Origin of the sequence: Nocardioides campestrisoli (assembly GCF_013624435.2) — a bacterium.
GTDB classification, from domain to species: domain Bacteria; phylum Actinomycetota; class Actinomycetes; order Propionibacteriales; family Nocardioidaceae; genus Nocardioides; species Nocardioides campestrisoli.
Window position 1 is genome coordinate 635,395 of sequence record NZ_CP061768.1, and the last position, 19,208, is coordinate 654,602.

The 19,208-nt window shown below is 64.2% G+C and carries 18 protein-coding genes; 9 read left to right on the forward strand and 9 right to left on the reverse strand.

Features of this window, described 5'->3' with window-relative positions:
- Positions 1 to 204: 204 nt before the first annotated feature.
- From H8838_RS03090 to H8838_RS03105, 4 genes are all read left to right on the forward strand, one after another.
- Entirely contained in the window at positions 205 to 822 is a 618-nt protein-coding gene (locus tag H8838_RS03090) for a hypothetical protein (RefSeq protein WP_185995193.1), read from the forward strand.
- Complete coding sequence (locus tag H8838_RS03095) at positions 822 to 1,127, forward strand: hypothetical protein (RefSeq protein WP_185995192.1); 306 nt, start codon at positions 822 to 824, stop codon at positions 1,125 to 1,127. The genes H8838_RS03090 and H8838_RS03095 overlap by 1 nt, the downstream gene beginning before the upstream one ends.
- The gene (locus H8838_RS03100) at positions 1,124 to 2,896 is read left to right on the forward strand and encodes an alpha/beta hydrolase (protein WP_185995191.1); all 1,773 of its coding nucleotides are present in this window, start codon (positions 1,124 to 1,126) and stop codon (positions 2,894 to 2,896) included. Before H8838_RS03095 ends, H8838_RS03100 begins: the two co-directional genes overlap by 4 nt.
- Before the next feature lie 65 nt (positions 2,897 to 2,961).
- Positions 2,962 to 3,447 carry a hypothetical protein gene (locus H8838_RS03105; protein WP_185995190.1) on the forward strand — a complete coding sequence of 162 codons (486 nt, stop codon included), beginning with the start codon at positions 2,962 to 2,964 and terminating at the stop codon, positions 3,445 to 3,447.
- 3 nt (positions 3,448 to 3,450) lie between these two features.
- Here the strand turns inward: H8838_RS03105 and H8838_RS03110 are convergent, their stop codons facing one another.
- Entirely contained in the window at positions 3,451 to 4,050 is a 600-nt protein-coding gene (locus H8838_RS03110; protein ID WP_224766343.1) for a hypothetical protein, read from the reverse strand.
- Between the two features lie 81 nt (positions 4,051 to 4,131).
- Complete coding sequence (locus H8838_RS03115; RefSeq protein ID WP_185995189.1) at positions 4,132 to 4,683, reverse strand: Dps family protein; 552 nt, start codon at positions 4,681 to 4,683, stop codon at positions 4,132 to 4,134.
- 619 nt (positions 4,684 to 5,302) lie between these two features.
- Here H8838_RS03115 and H8838_RS03120 point away from each other — a divergent pair.
- The 5 genes from H8838_RS03120 to H8838_RS20165 all read left to right on the forward strand — a co-directional run bounded on the left by H8838_RS03120 (position 5,303) and on the right by H8838_RS20165 (position 10,501).
- A complete protein-coding gene (locus tag H8838_RS03120; RefSeq protein WP_185995188.1) occupies positions 5,303 to 6,481 on the forward strand; it encodes a glycosyltransferase in 1,179 nt (392 codons plus the stop codon).
- Positions 6,468 to 7,484, forward strand: a complete 1,017-nt coding sequence (locus H8838_RS03125) for a GDP-mannose 4,6-dehydratase (protein ID WP_185995187.1) — start codon at positions 6,468 to 6,470, stop codon at positions 7,482 to 7,484. The genes H8838_RS03120 and H8838_RS03125 overlap by 14 nt, the downstream gene beginning before the upstream one ends.
- Before the next feature lie 7 nt (positions 7,485 to 7,491).
- On the forward strand, positions 7,492 to 8,412 hold the full coding sequence (locus H8838_RS03130) for an NAD-dependent epimerase/dehydratase family protein (protein ID WP_185995186.1): 921 nt from the start codon (positions 7,492 to 7,494) through the stop codon (positions 8,410 to 8,412).
- Between the two features lie 128 nt (positions 8,413 to 8,540).
- Entirely contained in the window at positions 8,541 to 9,662 is a 1,122-nt protein-coding gene (locus H8838_RS20320) for a glycosyltransferase family 4 protein (protein WP_224766554.1), read from the forward strand.
- A gap of 713 nt (positions 9,663 to 10,375) precedes the next feature.
- Positions 10,376 to 10,501 (forward strand): hypothetical protein, encoded by a 126-nt coding sequence (locus H8838_RS20165; protein ID WP_263458202.1) that lies wholly within the window; start codon positions 10,376 to 10,378, stop codon positions 10,499 to 10,501.
- Positions 10,502 to 10,699: 198 nt separating this feature from the next.
- On the opposite strand, the gene H8838_RS03140 is transcribed toward H8838_RS20165, so the two are convergent.
- The 7 genes from H8838_RS03140 to cysD form a co-directional block, all read right to left on the reverse strand.
- Positions 10,700 to 11,947 (reverse strand): IS256 family transposase, encoded by a 1,248-nt coding sequence (locus H8838_RS03140; protein WP_191465627.1) that lies wholly within the window; start codon positions 11,945 to 11,947, stop codon positions 10,700 to 10,702.
- Positions 11,948 to 12,754: 807 nt separating this feature from the next.
- Positions 12,755 to 14,065: a hypothetical protein gene (locus H8838_RS03145; protein ID WP_185996565.1), complete on the reverse strand. Its 1,311-nt coding sequence runs from the start codon at positions 14,063 to 14,065 to the stop codon at positions 12,755 to 12,757.
- Between the two features lie 44 nt (positions 14,066 to 14,109).
- Positions 14,110 to 15,159, reverse strand: coding sequence for a hypothetical protein (locus H8838_RS03150; RefSeq protein WP_185996566.1), 1,050 nt, complete (start codon positions 15,157 to 15,159; stop codon positions 14,110 to 14,112).
- 128 nt (positions 15,160 to 15,287) lie between these two features.
- A complete protein-coding gene (locus H8838_RS20325; protein WP_397181601.1) occupies positions 15,288 to 15,788 on the reverse strand; it encodes an acyltransferase in 501 nt (166 codons plus the stop codon).
- Between the two features lie 29 nt (positions 15,789 to 15,817).
- On the reverse strand, positions 15,818 to 16,858 hold the full coding sequence (locus H8838_RS03155; RefSeq protein ID WP_185996567.1) for a glycosyltransferase family 4 protein: 1,041 nt from the start codon (positions 16,856 to 16,858) through the stop codon (positions 15,818 to 15,820).
- Between the two features lie 41 nt (positions 16,859 to 16,899).
- A complete protein-coding gene (gene cysN / locus H8838_RS03160) occupies positions 16,900 to 18,201 on the reverse strand; it encodes a sulfate adenylyltransferase subunit CysN (RefSeq protein WP_224766344.1) in 1,302 nt (433 codons plus the stop codon).
- Entirely contained in the window at positions 18,201 to 19,115 is a 915-nt protein-coding gene (gene cysD, locus H8838_RS03165) for a sulfate adenylyltransferase subunit CysD (protein ID WP_185996568.1), read from the reverse strand. Before cysD ends, cysN begins: the two co-directional genes overlap by 1 nt.
- Positions 19,116 to 19,208 lie beyond the last annotated feature (93 nt).

Consider the following 19,208-nt stretch of genomic DNA (forward strand, 5'->3'; position numbering starts at 1 on the left):
CTCCCGGGGCGCTCAGCAGCCTCGGGACGGGGGAGGGAGCAGGACATGAGGACGATCCGCAGGTGGCGCCGTACGTGGCGATGTCGCCGAAAGTATGGCGACAGGTGCCCGCACCTGGAGCGGCACTCCACGCGTCCCCGGCGTGAGGCAGAGACCCGGGAATGAGCTGGTTTGGACCAGTTCCGGACGGGGCAAGGTCCGGTCGTGAGCCATCCTCTCGACGACGCGACCCGGCTGGTCGCGGACGACCCCTTCTGGTCGGTGGTCCGCCGACGGCACCCCCAGGTCGACGTGGTGATCCTGCCGGCCGAGGCCGGCCGAGCGGTGCCGACGCCCCCGGGCACGCCGGTCGCGCCCGACCCGGCGATGGTCGCCGCCCGCGAGGAGTCCGGCGTACGACGTCTGTGGGTCCGCCTCGTCGGTGACCTGGGCCCGGTGCCCGCCCGCTGGGAGGCGCGGTGGATCCCCGGCGGCGAGCCGGACCGGGTGCGCCGCGAGGTGACCCAGACCGCCGACCAGCTGCCCGAGGAGCTGGTGGGTCGCCCGTTGCGGGAGCGGCTGCTGGCGGCCGCGGATGCGTTGCGCGATCAGGGGTGGCACGTGACGCTCCCGCCCCGGGGCCTGCCGCGGGTGCTGGCCGGGCGCGCCGGTGACCGGGCGGGCGTCGAGGCCGAGGCCTGGCAGGGCCGCGAGGAGCTCCAGCTGGTCGCCGTGGAGGCGAGCCTCCGGCTGGTGCTGCGGTTCCGTGGCGTCGAGCACGCGGTGGGCGCAGACGTCGCCCGGGAGCTGGTGGCGGGGCTCGACGGGCGGGGGGTGGCCTGATGTCGCAGATCCAGTGGGAGAACGGCGGGGCGGGCCTGCCGGGGCGCTGGGAGGAGCTCGAGGCGCTGATGAAGGACGCCGGCCAGGAGCTGTCGGGCGCGCCGGTCGGCGGCCTGGGCTCCAGCGCCCGGGGTGCGGCTCGGTCGTTCCTCACCGCGTGGTCCGGCTACGCGGGGGAGAGCCGGGAGATCGCCGCCGGGTTCGTCACCGCCCTGCAGGCCACGGCCACCGACTTCTCCGGCACCGACCAGGGCCAGGCGCAGGACTTCAGCAACCTCGACGGCCGGCTGGGGCCGGAGCGGTGACGGTCACGATCCCCGTCCCGGCGCCGCTGCCGCCGGTGACCCGCCCCGAGGGCGAGCCCGGCGCGGCCGACTCGCTCGCCGAGCGGCTCTACACCACGGCCTCCCGGTTCGAGGAGTTCGGCGACACCGCCGCGAGCGCCAAGGACGGCGCCGGCGTCTGGTTCGGCCAGGCGTTCGAGGCCTACCGCGGCGCGGCGAGCCGGGCCTCGGGGGAGCATGCGTCGATGGCCGCAACGGTCAAGCGCGTCGCCCACGGCGTCACGGCGTACGCCGACACGCTGCGCGACCTGCTGCGCAGCTACGAGCAGCTGCGCGACCGGCGTACGGCGCTCCACGGGCAGCGCGACGACCTGATCTCCGACATCGAGTCGACGCTCGACCCGACCCCGCAGATCCTCGCCGCGCTGCGCAGCCGGGCCACCCACCTGGCCGCCCGGATGGACGACTGGGTCACCGACCGGGACGCCTGGCTCTCCCAGGTGCAGGCCGCGGAGGACCTGGTGCGCCGCACCTTCGAGTCCGCCACCGACCTGGGCGACGCGCTCTCCGACCTGGGCGGGGTCAGCGACACCGCGCGGGACGCGATGGCCAAGCCGGGGGCGCCGGGCCCGGACTCCTCGCCCGAGCAGGTCGCCGACTGGTGGGCCGACCTCGACGACGCCGCGCGGGAGGCGGTCACCGCGGCGTACCCGTCGGTGATCGGCAGCGCCGACGGGCTGCCCGCGGGGGCTCGCGACGACGCCAACCGGGTGCTGCTCGACGGCGACCTGGCCAGGCTGGGCGCGAAGGAGGAGGACGGGACGATCGACCCGGCCGAGCGCAAGGCCCTGGAGAACGCCCGGCAGACCGACACGGCGCTGCGCAACGCCGAGGAGTACGAGGACCCCCTGGGCGACGGCAAGCCCGGGGCGCAGCTGTGGCTCTACGACCCGACCGCGTTCGACGGGGACGGCCGGGTGGCGGTCACGGTGGGCGACCTGGACACCGCGAAGGACGTCGCGGTCTTCACCCCGGGCATCACCACCGACATGAGCAAGGTCGGCGGCTACACGGGGCAGATGTACAACCTCTACGAGTCCACGCGCTACAACGGCGACGGGTCGAGCGTGGCGGCGATGTTCTGGCTGGGGTACGACGCCCCGGACGGTCCGATCGACCCGGCGACCGCGACCGAGGGCCGGGCCGAGGACGGCGGTCGCCGGCTGGCCGACGCGGTCGACGGGTTGCGCGCCAGCCGCGGCGACGACCCGGCGCACCTGACCGCGATCGGCCACAGCTACGGCTCGACCACGACCTCGTACGCGACCGGCGAGTTCGACCTGGCCGCCGACGACGTGGTGTTGGTCGGCAGCCCGGGGGCCGGCCCGGCCGACGACGCCGGTGACTTCAGCGTGGGGCGCGACCACGTCTTCGTGGGGCGCGACAGCCGCGACATCGTCGCGGTCCTGGGCGACGAGGGCTGGATGGGCAAGGGCGGCATCGGCCTGGGCCGGGACCCGTCGTCCGACGACTTCGGTGCCGTCCGCTTCGAGGCCGAGCGGGTGGACCGGGAGGACATCCGCAACTGGGACGCTGCCCACTCCAACTACCTCTCGGTGGACACGGAGTCGCTCTACAACATCGGGCTGATCGTCGACGGCCACGGCGACGAGGTCAACCGCGCCGAGCACTCCTACGACCCCTGGTACGACCTGCCGCGGGACCCGGAGATCGACCGCGAGCCGACCAGCGGGGTCCCGGGCCGATCGCAGACGCGGGGCATGGAGTGACGGGGCCTGGGGTGACGGGGCGCGGAGTGAGAGGCGGCCTGGCGCGGGCACTGGCATCGGGTGCCATGCTGGTGCTCATGCTGGGTGCGTGCGGGGACGACCCCGATCCCGCGAAGTCCTCGTCGGCGCTGTCGTCGGCGAAGGAGCGGGTGGAGAGCCGGTTCCGCGACGCCGTCGACGTGCTCGCGGGTGCGGGCTTCGAGGTCACCGACGCCGACGCGGAGTGGCGGATGTGCGGCGTGGACCCGCAGCAGTCGATGCAGGTGCTGGGCGGTGGCACGCTGACAGGTGGGGACGGCGACGTCGCGGCCCGGGTCGCCGCGGCCGCCGACGCGCTGGAGTCGGCCGGCTGGAACGTGGAGAACGCGGGGGAGACCCCCCGCCCCTACGCCGTGCTGGCCGACGGCGAGGGGGCGGAGCGGGTCCAGCTCAGCGTCACCGAGTCGCGGCGCACCCCTGGACGGATCGGGCTCCAGGTCGGCGGCGCGTGCATCGAGTCAGCGACCGAGGACTCCAACGAGCGCATGGGCCAGAAGTTCACCCTCCTCTGACCCTCACATCCGCCGGCACTGCCCTTCCTTGTCACCCGCCACCCGGTTGCGGTTGCCCACGGGACGGACGCTGTTGTCCTCGCACTGCAGGTTCCCGTCGACGACGTTGCGCCGCACGACGAACCGGCCGGCGTTGTCCTCGAGCTGGATGTCGCCGTCGACGACGCTGCGGACGATGCGGCCCTTGCCGCCGTCCTCGAGCTGGATGTTGCCGTCCACGCGGGAGCGGTCGCCCTTGCGCGGCTTCACCACGACGCGCGTGAAGTTCTCGCCCTGGATGTTGCCGTCGACGCGGACGCCGCTGGCGATCAGCGTGGCGCCGGACTTGACCTCGATGTTGCCCTCGACCCGGGTGCCGTTGAGCCGACAGGTGGTGCCTGAGGCGACCACCAGGTCGTCGTCCACGGTCGTGGCGCCGAGGCTGCCGGCGCAACGCAGCTCGTCGGCGTACGCCGGGGCGGCGACCAGGGCGGCGCCGGTGACCGTGGCGGCGGCGAGGAGGGGGAGGGCGAGGACGGCGATCTTCTGCTTCATGCGGGGGACGATCTCCGGCGTCGGTGAACCGAGCATGAACGCCGGGTGACCGCTCTTGCCCTCACACATGAAGACACCCTCCGCGGCCCAACCCGCACGGTGGTGATCACATGCGGGCAGGGCCACGGAGGGTGCTTCCGTGCTGGGGTCTTACTTCTTGTTCTTGGCCTTCTTCGCCGCCTGCGTCTCGGTCGCGGCACCGCTGGTGCTCAACTGGCCGGACGAGTTCTCCAGGTGGGCGCGGACGAACCAGTGGAACTGCTCGAGCTCGGAGGTCTGGGAGATCAGCAGGTCCTCGGTGATCGGGTCGAGCTCGCCGGCCTCCTCGATCGCCTTGCGGTTGCTCTCGATGATCCCGGTGTAGACCAGGTCGAGGGCGCCGAGGTGGGCCTGGACGGTGTCACGGCCGAGGGAGTACTCGTCCCACGAGCGGCCCTTGACCAGGGCGCCGGGGGTGCCGATCGGGACGCCGCCCATGGTGGCGATCCGCTCCGCGGTGTCGTCGGCGAACCCGCGCACGGCCTCGACCTGCGGGTCGATCATCTCGTGGACGCCGATGAAGTTGGGCCCGACGACGTTCCAGTGCACGTGCTTGAGGGTCAGGTGCAGGTCGTTGTAGGCGTAGAGCCTGTCCTGCAGCGCCTCGATGACGGTCTTGCTGTCCTTCGCGGTCATGCCGGGCACGTTGTAGCCGGTGGCCATCTCGATCCTCCTGTGGGTCGGTTCTGGATCGTCCGTACCCAGAAGCGGCGCTTAGAGCACCTCACTGATGACCGGATAAGGGTCCGTGGCGTCCACTGCACTCAAAGCGGCAGTGATCACTCCTTCAGTGAAACCTCATCGACGCGCGACCAAGTAGCCCGCGTTGGGTTCATAGTGCCCACGCGGTGACCACAGAGCTCGCCAACCCAAGACACACGCGAGACACCAATCCAAGGGGCGCCGCGAGCTCTCCCGTGCGGTGCCGACTGGCAGCCCGACGGAAACACGCTGGGTGGCGCCTTGAAGCATTCAGGTCCCCTCGGATCAGCCCTCGGAGGCCAGGGCTACGAGCCCAGCTCGAATGCGACGCCGTTCAAGGGACAAGAAGCTACGACGGACCCTCGCCGCCACCACAGCTGCAGCCCGAGGATCAAGGCAGAGAGCCCGAGTCCGTTCAGGGAACCCAAGGTGGTTCGCGCGGGCTGAGTGCTTGCGTCGTCAGTTACGAATGGGTGCCGCGCTTCGTTCCGCGAGCGCCCCTATCCGATAGAACTTCACGGGTCGTGCGATGCTTGCGCGAAGCGCAGGAAGGGAATGTCTTGATAGTGAGGTGCGTCACATGAAGGACACAAAGGCGGCGGACGTGGCTCGTCCGCCTCGAATAGCTATCGCGCATGACTACCTGACCCAGCGTGGTGGCGCTGAGCGCGTAGTCTTAGCGCTAAGTCGGCTGTACCCAGACGCGCCGATCTACACAACGCTGTATGACCCGGCAGGTACATATCCAGAGTTTCAAAAACTAGAGGTTCGGACCTCTTGGCTCAACCGCATACCCGTATTCCGCAAGCATCATCGGCTCGCATTTCCCTTCTTGGCGTTGGCTAGTCGATCCGTCAAAGTCGAAGCCGATCTTGTAATAGCTAGTAGCAGCGGCTGGGCGCACGGGTTCCGCACTCGGGGAAAAAAGATCGTCTACTGTTATGCGCCTGCGCGATGGCTCTATGAACCTGACAGATACCTGGGCGAAACGGCGGGGACGCTCGCTCGAGTTAGCCAGAGGCTTCTGTCCCCACTGCTCAAGAGGTGGGACCGTAGGGCGGCCAGTTCCGCGGACGTTTACCTTGCAATATCCACGGTCACGCAGGATCGCATTGCGCGCACATACGGTCGCGAATCGGCCATTCTCCCAGCGCCGTTGACATTGCCGACAAATATTCCTGGCAACTCCGGGGGCACAGACAGGCTGCCCCAGGAGGGCTACTTCCTAGTCGTGTCAAGGCTTTTACCGTACAAGAACGTGCGGCCAATCGTGGAGGCCTTTAGGTCGCTTCCGCATCAACGTCTCCTTGTGATCGGTAGCGGTCCGGAGCAGGATGAACTGATACGCACTGCCGGAAAGAACGTGAAATTTGTTCAGGGCTTGTCGGACGCGGAGATGCAGGTTGCCTACGCCCGAGCGGCTGGCTTGATCGCCGCCAGTCATGAAGACTTTGGCTTGACTCCCCTGGAGGCTGCGGCCCACGGAGTGCCGTCCGCCGTGCTGCGCTGGGGCGGGTTCTTGGACACCGTGATTGAGAACGAGACAGGCGTGTTCTTCGATGAGCCAACACCGAAGTTCATCGTAGATGCAATTGAGAGGCTCAAGCGCCGGGCCTGGGACCCCGAACGAATCAAGGCGCGAGCTTCTGAGTTCGGCGAAGAGGCGTTCGGACGTCGCTTGAACCGAGTTGTCGAAGAGTTGCAAACGCATCCAGCTTCAATCGATACAGGACGGAATGTTTCCTATGACAAACCCTAAGCGTGCTTTTGTTACTGGGATAACTGGGCAAGATGGTGGCCACCTAGTAGAGCTACTCCACTCGGAGGGTTACCAGATCTACGGCTTGATCCGCGGCCAGCGCAACGCGCGGCGGGAGGCGGTAGAGCGCGAGTTTCCGTTTCTGAATCTGATCGAGGCGGATCTAACAGATCAGACGTCGCTAATAAATGCACTAACGGTTGCAGATCCGCACGAGGTCTACAACTTGGGCGCGGTTTCGCACGTCGGATATTCGTTCCGGAACCCTCAGTTGACCAGTGACATCACGGCCAAGGGGGTGCTGAACCTGCTTGAAGCGGTTCGCATCACTGGCCTCGCCGAGCAGGTTAGATTCTACCAAGCATCCACTTCGGAAATGTTCGGCGGACTTGACTACAATCGGCCTGGACCAGGATATAACGAAGACTCCCTTTTTCACCCGAGAAGTCCTTATGGGGTGGCGAAACTGTATGCCCATTGGATCGCACGCAACTATCGTGAGAGCTATGGGATGTTCGTGTCGACGGGGATCTTGTTCAATCATGAAGGAGAGCGGAGAGGCCTTGAGTTCGTCACCCGGAAAATAACGAACGCTGTGGCGGGTATCCACTTGGGTCTTCAGAAGGAGATCGTTCTGGGAGATCTCTGGCCTAAGCGGGATTGGGGGTATGCGGGCGACTATGTCCGCGGAATGTGGCAGATCCTCCAGCATTCGGAACCGGACGACTTTGTCTTGGCAACTGGCGAAACGCACTCAATTGAGGACTTCTTGACCCTGGCCTTCGCGGAGATAGGAATCGTGGACTGGCGCCCATATGTTCGGCAGGACCCGCAGTTCATGAGACCTGCAGAAGTTGATATTCTTCTGGGTGATCCGAGTAAGGCGGAGCGGGTTCTAGGTTGGAAGAGGGAAGTCGATTTCAGGGGACTTGTGAGCAGAATGGTGGCCCACGATATCCAACTTCGCTCAGGTGAGATTGCCCCCGCCATCACTGAGCATTAGGAGCACCATGGACGTGCTTGTTACGGGCGTGCAGGGATTCGTTGGACGCCACCTGGTGCGAGAACTCAAGCAGGCAGGACATGTCGTGCTCGGTCTCGGATCAGGAGGGTCAGCCGGTGAGGAGCTGAGTGTCGACTACTACAGGGCCCACGACATGACGAAGCCACTTCCGGATCTTCCTGCCGTTGACGCAGTTGTTCATCTCGCAGCTTTGGCCGCCGTTGGCCCCTCGTTTGGCTCGCCGCAGCAGTATATAAACACTAATAGTTCAATGGTGACAAACTTGGGGGAATACCTCCTGAAGAAGTCTCCGCAGACATTGGTCCTCTTAATCAGTAGCGGGGCCGTATACTCCAGTTCAGCCGCGATGCCAATCAGGGAGGACGGAGTTCTCGGGCACGGGTCACCTTACGTAGTCAGCAAGATATTGACGGAGCATCAGGCTGCGTACTACGCGGGCCGTGGCGGAAGGTGGATGGTTGCAAGACCGTTTAATCACTTCGGTCCAGGCCAAGCCTCTGGCTTTTTGCTCCCTGACCTCTACGATGGCCTCACGCAGGCCGAGCGTACTAATGGCGATCGCTTCATGACCGGCGACCTGACGACGAGTCGCGACTACACAGACGTTCGCGACGTAGTCCGCGCCTATCGATTGCTGCTCGAAAGTGACCTGCAGAATCTAACCACCGTGAACGTCTGTTCTGGGACCGCCACGACTGGGGAGGAACTCCTGGCGGTTCTGCGAAGTTGCGAGGTCGGCCGTACAGTTGAGACCGTTCTTGATGAGGCTAGGGTGCGCCCCAATGACCCCAAGCAACTCTTTGGATCTCCCGATAAGCTTAGGCATCTAACTGGCTGGGAGCCGACTATTTCCCTCAATCAAACCGTCCGGGATTTCGTGGAGTTCCGGCGCGGCGCGAAGGATTAGTCGGTGAATAGGCACGTGGAGCAGCCAGTCTGGAGCGCAGTATGAAAACGCCCATCGATAGACGCCTTCGGGTGGCCCATCTCGATCATTCCGTGGAGCCTGGCGGAGCCGAGCTCGCGTTGCGTCGAATGGTTAGAGACGCATCATGGGAGCCCGTGGTCTTTGTACCCCGCGGTGTGGGTGTCCCCGGGGTCTTCGCTCAAGAGGCCGAGAAGGGATGTCTGCGCGCCAGCGGACCTAGGCACCAAGCGAGGTCGCTTACTAACCTGCCGCGGGTCATCGAACCTCTCGCGATGGGGGCGAAGATTGTGCTTTCGGCCGTTCTGTTATGCGCGTCCCGCGAGTTTAGACGGGCTGATGTCGTGCATGCGAACACTTCGCGGTCAGCCGTTTACGGTGCCGTCGCTGCTTGGCTCACCCGCAAGCCACTGGTTGTACATCTTCGGGATCGAGTAGACCGAGAGTCGCTGGGTTCGTTTGGTGAACGCGCCCTGTCATGGATTCTCAAACATAGGGCTGAGGGTGTGATTGCGAACTCTGACGCCACATTAAGGACGGCGGAACGGCATATTCGGCGACCGGCTGCATGCGAAACGATCTGGAGTCATACCGGAACGGCTATCGCTGATGACGCGTACCCAACGGTTGCGGATCTCCGCAGACTTGAAGCGGGGTCGCGGATCACGGTGGGCATGGTTGCGCGGCTCGACCCCTGGAAGGGTCAAGAGGTCCTCCTGAGGGCTGTATCTCTGCTTCCGAGCGACATCAGGAGAAAGATCGCGGTCGTCCTCGTCGGAGGAACTTCCTTCGGCCACGCCGGTTTCGAGGGTGAGCTACGCAAGCTTAGTTCGGAACTTGGAGTGGCAGACATTGTAGAGTTCACCGGCCATGTCGAGGATGTTGTCCAGCACATCGATCAGTTCGACATATGTGTTCAATGTTCCACCCGGCCCGAACCTCTCGGTCAGAACGTACTGCAGTACTTGGCTCGCGGCCGTCCGATTGTCGTTGCTGATGAGGGTGGCCCGCGCGAGCTCGTGACGGAAGGCGTCAGTGGAAGCTTGTTCGCCAGTAGGCAGCCACAATCCCTGGCCGACTCCCTCCGAGCATTGGTTGAGACAAGTTCTCTGAGACGGTCTCTTGCGTCTGGCGCCCTTGCGAGCATGCGGGGCGCGAGCGACCAAGAACTCTCGTCGCGGTATGCGCGCTTCTTCGCGATGATCGCTCTCGGAGTCAGTCGCGAGCTGTAGCTCAGGTGTCCAGTTAGACGCTTATGGCTCTGGGTGCGTACCTGCGCTTCTGACTAGGTCCAAGGATGACTAAGTCGGGAGCACGGCACGGCAGGTCACACCGTGAGTTGCCCCACGGGTTGGTTACCCGATTGGATGATGAGTCGCGGGCTCTCTTGGAAGGTTGGGCATCGCGCCTTGTCCCCACCCGCCCGCGTTCCGCGCCTGACCGCCGCGCTCCGTGCGGGCGAACCTAAGAAGCGGACCGCCCACGAGCTCGATACTTGCCCCGTCACGCTGTCCAAGTGCGTCAAGCAGGAGGGCAACGATCGTGGCGAGATCCCCGGGACCACCACCACCGAATCAGCAGAGCTCCAGGCAGCTCGCCGGCGCATCCGCGAGCTCGAGACCGAGCTGGTGTCGTCCGTCAGGCGGCGAAGTTCCTGGGTGAGGACGAGCCCCGCCCCAAAGGCTCCACCCAGTGATCGATCTCGTCGACGCCGGGGCCCGGCCGATCGCTGCTGTCGGGTCCTGGGAGTGGCACGGCACAACTACTAGAAGCAGAAGCGGACTTCCACGACCACGACCTCCCGCAGTTGCGCCGCCAATGGCTCACCGGGGTGATTCGCGAGGTCTACGTCGCCTCCCGAGGCACCTACGGATACGGGGGCATGCACGCCGAAACTAGCCATGGGGATGAGCATCACGTCTGCGAACGCACCGTCAGGCTGCTCATGAGCCAGGGGCGGCCTCCACGGCCTACCAGGACCCGCACCAGGGTCAAGCGGCTGCGCGGCGTGGTCACCGCCGACGACGTGATCAACTGGAAGCACCACCGGCTCCGTGCCAGCGAGTGCTAGGTCACGACTCACCCAGTGCCGAACACGGGGAGGGTGATCTCAGGAGGTGAACTGGGTTCCGTGGGTCGACGTGGACGAGCTCGTTGCGGCGCTCAAACATGTCCTTCGTCGATCCTCTGGATTCGGGCGACGGTTGCGGATGACATGCCTAGGTCAAGTCCCGGGTAGTGGTGTAGCGCTGCGTTCCTTCTCTTGGGTCTAGGCGGTCAGGGCGGGCAGTTGATCAGCTCCGATCTCGGTGTCGATGTCGGGGACGAGGTTGACGCGGCAGCGGGCCAGGAGGTCGAGTCCGAGGTAGCGGCGGCCTTCGGCCCATTCGTCGGTCTGCTCGGCCAGGACGGCTCCGACCAGGCGGACGATGGCTGCGCGGGTGGGGAAGATGCCTACGGCGTCGGTGCGGCGCCGGATCTCGCGGTTGAGCCGCTCGGCGGGGTTGTTGGACCAGATCTGGGTCCATACGTCCTTGGGGAACTCGGTGAAGGCGAGGATGTCGCCGCGGGCGGCGTCGAGGTGGTCGTGGACCTCGGGCAGCTTGCCGTGGACGTAGTCCAGGAGCCGGTCGAACTGGGCGTGCACCGCGGGACGGTCGGGCTGGTCGTAGACCGAGTGCAGCATCGCCTTGACCGCCGGCCACATCGCTTTCGGGGTCACGCTCATGAGGTTCGCGGCGTAGTGGGTGCGGCAGCGTTGCCAGGCGGCTCCGGGCAGGTTCGCTGCGACCGCTTCGACCAGGCCCTGGTGGGCGTCACTGGTGACCAGACGGACACCGGTCAGGCCGCGGGCGACGAGGTCGGCGAAGAACTCGTTCCACGCCGCCCCGGTCTCACTCGTGGCCACGCGCATGCCGAGGACCTCGCGGTGCCCATCACCGTTGACGCCGGTGGCCAGCAGGACCACCGCGTTGATCACTCGGCCGCCCTCTCGGACCTTCATCGTGAGCGCGTCAGCAGCGACGAAGGTGAACGGGCCCGCAGCATCGAGGGGGCGGTGGCGGAACTGCTCGACGTGCTCATCCAGCTCGGCGGCCATCCGGGAGACCTGCGACTTCGACAGGGAGTCGATTCCCAGGGTCTTGACCAGCTTGTCCATCCGCCGGGTGCTGACGCCGGCGAGATAGCAGTCGGCCACCACCGTGATCAGCGCGGACTCCGAGCGCTTGCGGCGCTCCAGGAGCCACTCCGGGAAGTAGGTGCCCTTCCGCAGCTTCGGGATCGCCACGTCGATCGTGCCGACCCGGGTGTCCAACGGGCGACGGCGGTAGCCGTTGCGCTGCGCCGTGCGGCCCGGCGTGGGCTGCCCGTACTCGGCGCCCACGACGGCGTCGGCATCCGCGGACAGCAGGGCGTTGATGATCGTCTGCAGCAGCGAACGCATCAGATCCGGACTCGCCTCGGCCAGGGCTTCACCCAGCAGGCCGGCAGGGTCGAGAATGTGTGGTGCGGTCATCGTGATGACTCCGTTCGAGGGTTCTGTGAGAGGTTCACTCGAAGGATCACGCGGTGGCCGCATCTACGTCTTCCGTACACGCCGGTGACGATCTCGGCGGCCGCGCTACACCACTATCGGGGACTCAACTCATGCCTATGGCGTTGACCAGAGGGGTGGCGTCTTGTTTGGAGTCGATGGATCAGCGGACGAAGCGGCGGCTGCAGGCGTCGAGGATCGCGGCACAGTATGCATCCTCGATGCAGTTCGAGCTCCTCAACCGCCGCCGATGAACGACGCGGGGCGAGCGATTCGGCGAACGCGATCTTCGAGTACATCGAGATCCACAAGTGCCGCTACTCCGCACTCGGCTTCGCACCCCGATCGAGTACGAACTGCTCTCGGAAGCCGACACCATCCCCGCCGCCAGTTAGTCACCGAGACTGGAACGCAAACGGCGGGGCAGGTCATGCCGTCATCCATTCGTACAGCAGACCTCGGTAGATAATGTGTCGACCAGCACGACCTACGGGCACTCAATGACTCGCTTAACACGTTCAACCCGGCGGCGGTTGCACGCGATCGGATCTCGCTAGTCCGCCATCATCAAATGGGCTATGCTCCAAGACTCCGGCACGCCAGCACGGCACAGTGAGTGTCAGACTCAAGACATTGGCAGCCAACTACGAAGCCGACAGCCACCGCTCTGGAGCGACTCCTGCCCCCTCATCTCCCAAAAGCCCCTACTGACCGCCTGAGGCCAAAGCGTTCAACGGCCCCAGGTGCCCAGTTCGCGCAATGATTTGCGCGAAGCAACATGGGAGGCCTCTATTGTGCTCGACTCTGGTGCGGACTTGAGCGGATCCTTGGACTCAGCCCATCGGTGCTCTGCACCGTGCCGGGAACCTCCGGCCTGATCAAGTCAGAACTGAGCGCGAGCAAGATCCAGAAGGTCGACATAGCCCCAACCAGTCCCCAGTATCCCCCGAGGAGCATGACCAAGCCGAGGAAGGTCACCAAAGCGGTAACCAGCTCCGTCGGGCCGCTGCTCCTGGCAAAACCACCGCGTCGAATCGTGAAGCAGAAAAATAGCAGGCAGAGCAGAGCTCCCAGTATGCCAATCTGCAGTGCGAACATGAGATAACCATTGTCCGCCACGATCCCTCCGAGAATGTGAGGGTATAGCGGGGAAGCCGTGGGATCGGCGCTGGCATTCGGTCCAGAAGACCCGGTCCCGTAACCCTCAGGGCGATGGAGTATCAAGCGGAGGGCGACCGGAACGGTTTCGATGCTGCGGGTCTGGAACGAGTCGTCTTCGGACAACTGCGTCACGGAACCGATCGATTTGAGGACCGCCGCTGTGCGGTCGGGTTGCGTGGCGCTCAGGAGCGAGAAGGCACCAGTTGAGAAGGCAATCAGAGCAGTGACCCGCACCGCAATCCTCGAATGCGCCTTCCCGCGTAAATACTTTGTTAATAGAAGAATGCTAATCGCGGCCGCGCAGGCGAACAATGGCGCTCGTTGAAGAGATAAACTGAGCGCTGCCAGCGAGGCTGCCCACGCGATGTATGTAAACTTCTCGCCACGGGCCCCTTGCACGAGGATACGGGTTGTCGTCCATGTCGCGATGAACCCCGCGAATAGACTGAACTCTTGGCCAGACGTGAAGAGCCCTGGAACGCGAGACTCGCCGTGTGCAAGGTATGTGGAACCGTTGGCAATGAGCATGGACGTCTCGCCGGGCGTAAGTCCCCATATCGCCTGCCTCATCCCCACCATGAGTCCGAATGTCGCGATTAGGAGAATCCCGCCGATGGTCCTTTTGGCGGCGGCGGCGGAGATCTCCATTCGGCTCATCGCAAGCCCCAGAGCCAATGGCAGGATCATCGAGCGCAGAGAGTAGACGCTGAGCGACGTGCCAAGCACGTTTGGATGGAGAGAACCGATCGCGAACAGAAGGACGATAGACCAACCAAGTTTGCCCGCTGTACTCCATGCAAACCCGGGGTTCGGCCTTAACAGACCCCAGAGGATTAGCGCCAAAGCTACGGCGTCCGTTGCGAGGGCGACGAGGGGCCAAAGGTTGGAGCCGAGCAACCGCTCAAGAATCCCACCGGTCAGTCGGCTCAGCGAAATCATGAGCACTGCTAAACACGCGCCGGAGCCACGAAGGCGTAGGGCTATCACTTTGCGCTCCGAGTCACTGTTAACCCTACAAGGATGCCCCCTGTGCATAGCGCGCCGACGCTCCATGCGCTGAGGAGCTGGATTGGCGGCACTGGCCAAGAGAACGCCAGCCACGCGACGGTGGGCAGCAGCGTGATGACGAGAACGCATGCCTGTACCCCGCTTCGGTGACTCGCTGCGAGAACGCTTGCTGCCGAGCCTCCGACCGCAAGGGCAGCAACTCCCGGGGTGGCCGCGAGTACGAGGTATGGCAGGTCTGCGTAGTCGGGAGGTAGGAGCACACTCATGCACAAAGCAGTGAGAAGCACCGCAATTGTTCCAGGAATCATGGTTATGAGGGCTGACCGCAATTGCGGTATCGACAAGCCCCGACTTTTGCTGGCCGCGGTTTCTTGGAAGGTAATTGCGGCCCGCATTTGGGGGAGGTAATTTTGCAACTCCGCGACACTGAGCGCTATTCCGACCACGGCTGTGATAGCGGGTGAGTGATGAAGCGAAGAAGCGAGTACCGGTGCGCGCAGCCAAAAGAGCATGAGTGTCTGTGCAAGGAAGAACGCGGCCGAACGGCCGATGATGTCCGTAAGTCGGAGCTTCGTCATTGATGTGCCGCCGCGAAGTTTCTCTCGCAACCAGATCGTCGCAGTAAGGCTGGCGACGGCGTAGACCCCGAGCCCTGTTGAAAGTGAATATTCGCTCTCAATGACCGAAATTAGCCCAATCGAGACAAATGCGGTCAGTGGAATGATCCCGCGCAGGATAGTACTCCGCGCAAAACGTCCCGTTCCGTAATCGATCCAGGAATAGAAAGTCAGGAGGGCCCCGATCAATGCTGAAGTGACAGCAAGTCCAAGGTCGACTGGCGATAGCGAGGGGAAAACGTTGAACGTCAAGAGCAAGAAGAATGCGGTGCAGCCTAGACCTGTTCCAAGCGGAATATATCGGTCCGCGTAGCGGACGGCCCTGGCGGTTTGCCCCTGCGCAGAGAGCGACAACAATTGTGAGGAGAGGCCCATGCCCAGAATGTAGGCGCCAATGGCCGTGATCATGACCGCCGTCGCTAGTCGTCCACGATCCTCGGTCGAGAGGAGCCACGCGGATCCCAACGTCAGAAGGGCGCTCCCGCCAACGGATATCAGTTGCGCCGCATACGGCCTTACTTTCTGATGGAAAGGGATCATGTGCGCTGGCGCAGCACCTTCGCGGGGATTCCCACGACAATTGCCTCGCATGGTACGTCTCTCGTTACGACCGACGCTGTGCCGACGACTGAATCGGTGCCTGCCGTCGTCCCGGGAAGCATTACGGTGCGTGCGCCCAGCCAAGCGCGCTCTTCTATTAGGACCGGCGCTAAATACATTCCCTGCGCTTGGATCGGGATCCCCACTTCGGCACTGTTATGCGTTGAGGTCAGGAGGATCGATTCGAAACCGATGAGGCAATCCCTTTTGAGGGTCAGTCCGCCTCGAGCGTCCAAAGTCACGTCACGGGCCACACTTGCCCCGTCCTCGAGCACGAGGCCCGGCGGATGCAAAATCCGTACGCCCGACCCCAGTTGCACGCCGGTACCGATTATGGCGCCGAGACGTCGAAGGGTTGCAAGTCTGAGTTTGAGTCCGATTCGCGGCGGGAGATGCCTTAGGACTTCGCGGTCGAATAGCGTCAGGCATCGCGCCATGAATTTCAATCTGTTTCCCCTTTATGGTCTCAGGCGTTTAGTAATGCCTGAGATAGACGCGTTGCTGCCGAGCTCGGGTCGAACGTGGTGGCGACGTATTGCGCCTGCATTGCCGTGACTCGAGACCAGTTTTCCGCTTCAGCGAGCCACTGAATCCGCTCGCGCCACTGAATCACGTTACCCCTTTGCTTGTTAGGCACTATCAAGCGTGAATGCAAGTCCGGGTGTATCGTTTCCCCTGCGCCGCCGACCCCGGCGACTAGAGGTGCGACCGCACTTTGTGATGCCTCTAGGGAGACCATGCCGAGTCCCTCACTCCGAGACGTCATCAACAGGACATGCATCTTTTTATATGCACTCAGCATATCTTGAGTGTGGCCATGGAATGTCATGAACGGGAACTCTCTTCGGAGTTCTGTGCCCAGAGGGCCGTCGCCGTAGACGTGGAAGGTGGCAGGTAGGTCTCTGGATGCCTGAGCGATGGCCCCGAACAGAAGAGGGTCTTTCTCGTAACTCAGTCTGCCTACAAAGGCGACATGCAGGGGAGGCTCAATCGTCTTCCCGAATTGTGGCGTTGCTTCTTTTAAGCATGGCCCCACGACCTGAACGGGAATCCTGGTCCATGCTCCTACCTGGGTAGCGAGTTCCCGGGAGACTGCGAGGATCCCGTCCGATGCGCGAGCCGAATTGATCCAGGCTTCGCGCCAGAGGCGACTTTTCACCGGGTTTGCCTGACCCATGACTGGGAACGGTTGGCCATGGGCAAAGGTGAACCATGGAATAGTTGGACGTCCAAGGCCGTAATGGACGAGGATATCGCTCTGAGGGATTGAAGTAATGAGGTGCGTCGCCTGCGTTTGCTCCAAGTGTTTGCGCAGATCAGTTCTGATCCAGCGAATCGCCGCAGGTCTCAAATTCAGCTCGGGCGTGGAGCTCCCTGGACTGCCAGGGGTGAGGATTGTGACCTGCCATCCCAGTTCCGTAAGGGCAGGTGCCATCCGCTGCCAGTAAATGTAGACCCCGGCGCCCACGGTGGCTGGCGATGCAAGGACTACGAGAGACTGGTGCACGGAAAGATCCTATGGGTCAGGATTGTATTTCGTGGGGCGCTTCAAGATCCCTGGTTGATCATTCCGGCTCCAACTGTCACGCCCGTCGCCTCGTCAATGAGGATGAACGACCCCGTCGTCCGGTTCTTCGAGTACGGGTCGCACAGCAGGGGCACCGTCGTCCGGAGTTGAACCCGCCCGATCTCGTTGAGCCCAAGCTCCTTGGTGTCCTGGTCGCGGTGCAGCGTGTTGACGTCCAACCGGTACTGGATGTCCTTCACCAGCGCGCGAGCCGAACGGGTCGTGTGCTTGATCGCCAGCTTCTGGCGCGGCTTGAGCGGCTCGGTGGTCATCCAGCAGATCATCGCGTCGATGTCCTGGCTGGGCTTGGGCGCGTTGTTGATCCGGGCGATCATGTCGCCGCGGCTCACGTCGACGTCGTCCTCGAGGCGCACGGTGACCGACATCGGCGGGAACGCCTGGTCGATCTCCTTGTCGAAGAGGTCGATCCCCGCGATCTTGGAGGTCATGCCGCTCGGCAGCACGACGACCTCGTCGCCCGGCTTCAAGATGCCGCCGGCCACCTGACCGGCGTACCCGCGGTAGTCGTGGTGCGCGTCCGACTTGGGGCGCACGACGTACTGCACGGGGAAGCGGACGTCGACCAGGTCGCGGTCCGAGGCCACGTGCACGTGCTCGAGGTGGTGCATCAGCGTGGGCCCGTGGTACCACGGCGTGTTCTCGCTGCGGTTGACCACGTTGTCGCCGTTGAGCGCCGAGATCGGGATGACCTCGAGGTCGGGGATGTTCAGCTTGGTCGCGAAAGCGGTGAACTCGGCGTGGATCCGCTCGTAGACGGCCTCGTCCCAGTCGACCAGGTCCATCTTGTTCACGGCCAGCACCAGGTGCGGGACGCGGAGCAACGAAAGCAGCACCGCGTGACGGCGCGACTGCTCGGTCAGGCCCTGACGAGCATCGACCAGCACCAGGCCCAGGTCGGCGGTCGAGGCGCCGGTGACCATGTTCCGGGTGTACTGGATGTGGCCGGGGGTGTCCGCGATGATGAACTTGCGGCTCGGGGTCGCGAAGTAGCGGTAGGCCACGTCGATGGTGATGCCCTGCTCGCGCTCGGAGCGCAGACCGTCGGTCAGCAGCGCCAGGTCGGTGTAGTCGTAGCCCTTGGACTTCGACGTCGACTCGACCGACTCGAGCTGGTCCTCGAAGATCGACTTGGAGTCGAGCAGCAGTCGGCCGATCAGGGTCGACTTGCCGTCGTCCACGGAACCGGCGGTGGCGAAGCGGAGCAGGTCCATCGGGGCCCGTCCCTGGTGCTTCTCAGCGACGGGCGAGATCTCGGGGCTCATCAGAAGTAGCCTTCCTTCTTGCGGTCTTCCATGGCCGCCTCGGAGAATCGGTCGTCACCGCGAGTCGCTCCGCGCTCGGTCACCCGGGCGATCGCGATCTCGTCGATGATCTCTTGGGTCGTCTTGGCCTCGGACTCCACGCACCCGGTCTGCGACTTGTCGCCGACGGTGCGGAACCGGACCATCTTGGTCTCGACGGTCTCGCCTTCCTTCGGCTGCACGGCGTCGGAGAGGCTCAGCCACATGCCGTCGCGCTTGATCACCTGGCGCTCGTGCGCGAAGTAGATCGACGGGATCTCGATGCCCTCGCGGTCGATGTAGTGCCAGACGTCGAGCTCGGTCCAGTTCGAGATCGGGAAGATCCGCATGTGCTCGCCCGGGTGGATGCGCCCGTTGTAGAGGCTCCACAGCTCGGGGCGCTGCATCTTGGGGTCCCACTGACCGAACTCGTCACGGTGGGAGTAGACGCGCTCCTTGGCCCGGGCCTTCTCCTCGTCGCGGCGGCCGCCACCGAAGGCGGCGGTGAAGCCCTCCTCCTCGATGGCGTTGAGCAGGGTGCCGATCTGCAGGCGGTTGCGGGAGGTCTTGCCATCGTCGACGATCACGCCGCGTGCGATGGCGTCGTCGACACTCGCGACGATCATCCGCACGCCCAGTCGGTTGACCCAATTGTCCCGGGTGGCAAGCACCTCGTCGAAGTCCAGGCCGGTGTCGACCTGGAGCACGGGGAAGGGGATCTTCGCGGGGAAGAACGCCTTCTCCGCCAGACGCATCATCACGATGGAGTCCTTGCCGCCGGAGAACATCAGCACCGGCTTCTCGAACTCCGCGGCGACCTCGCGGAAGATGTGGATCGACTCCGCCTCGAGCTGGTCGAGCTGACTCAGCTGGTAGTCGGCGTGGGTGTGGGTCATGACTGACTAGGGCCTCTCGTCGGAACAGCAGCCCACATGCTAGCCCCGGTCCGCTGGTGCCTCCGCATCCCGGGTCTGGAGTGTGCGGCGTGT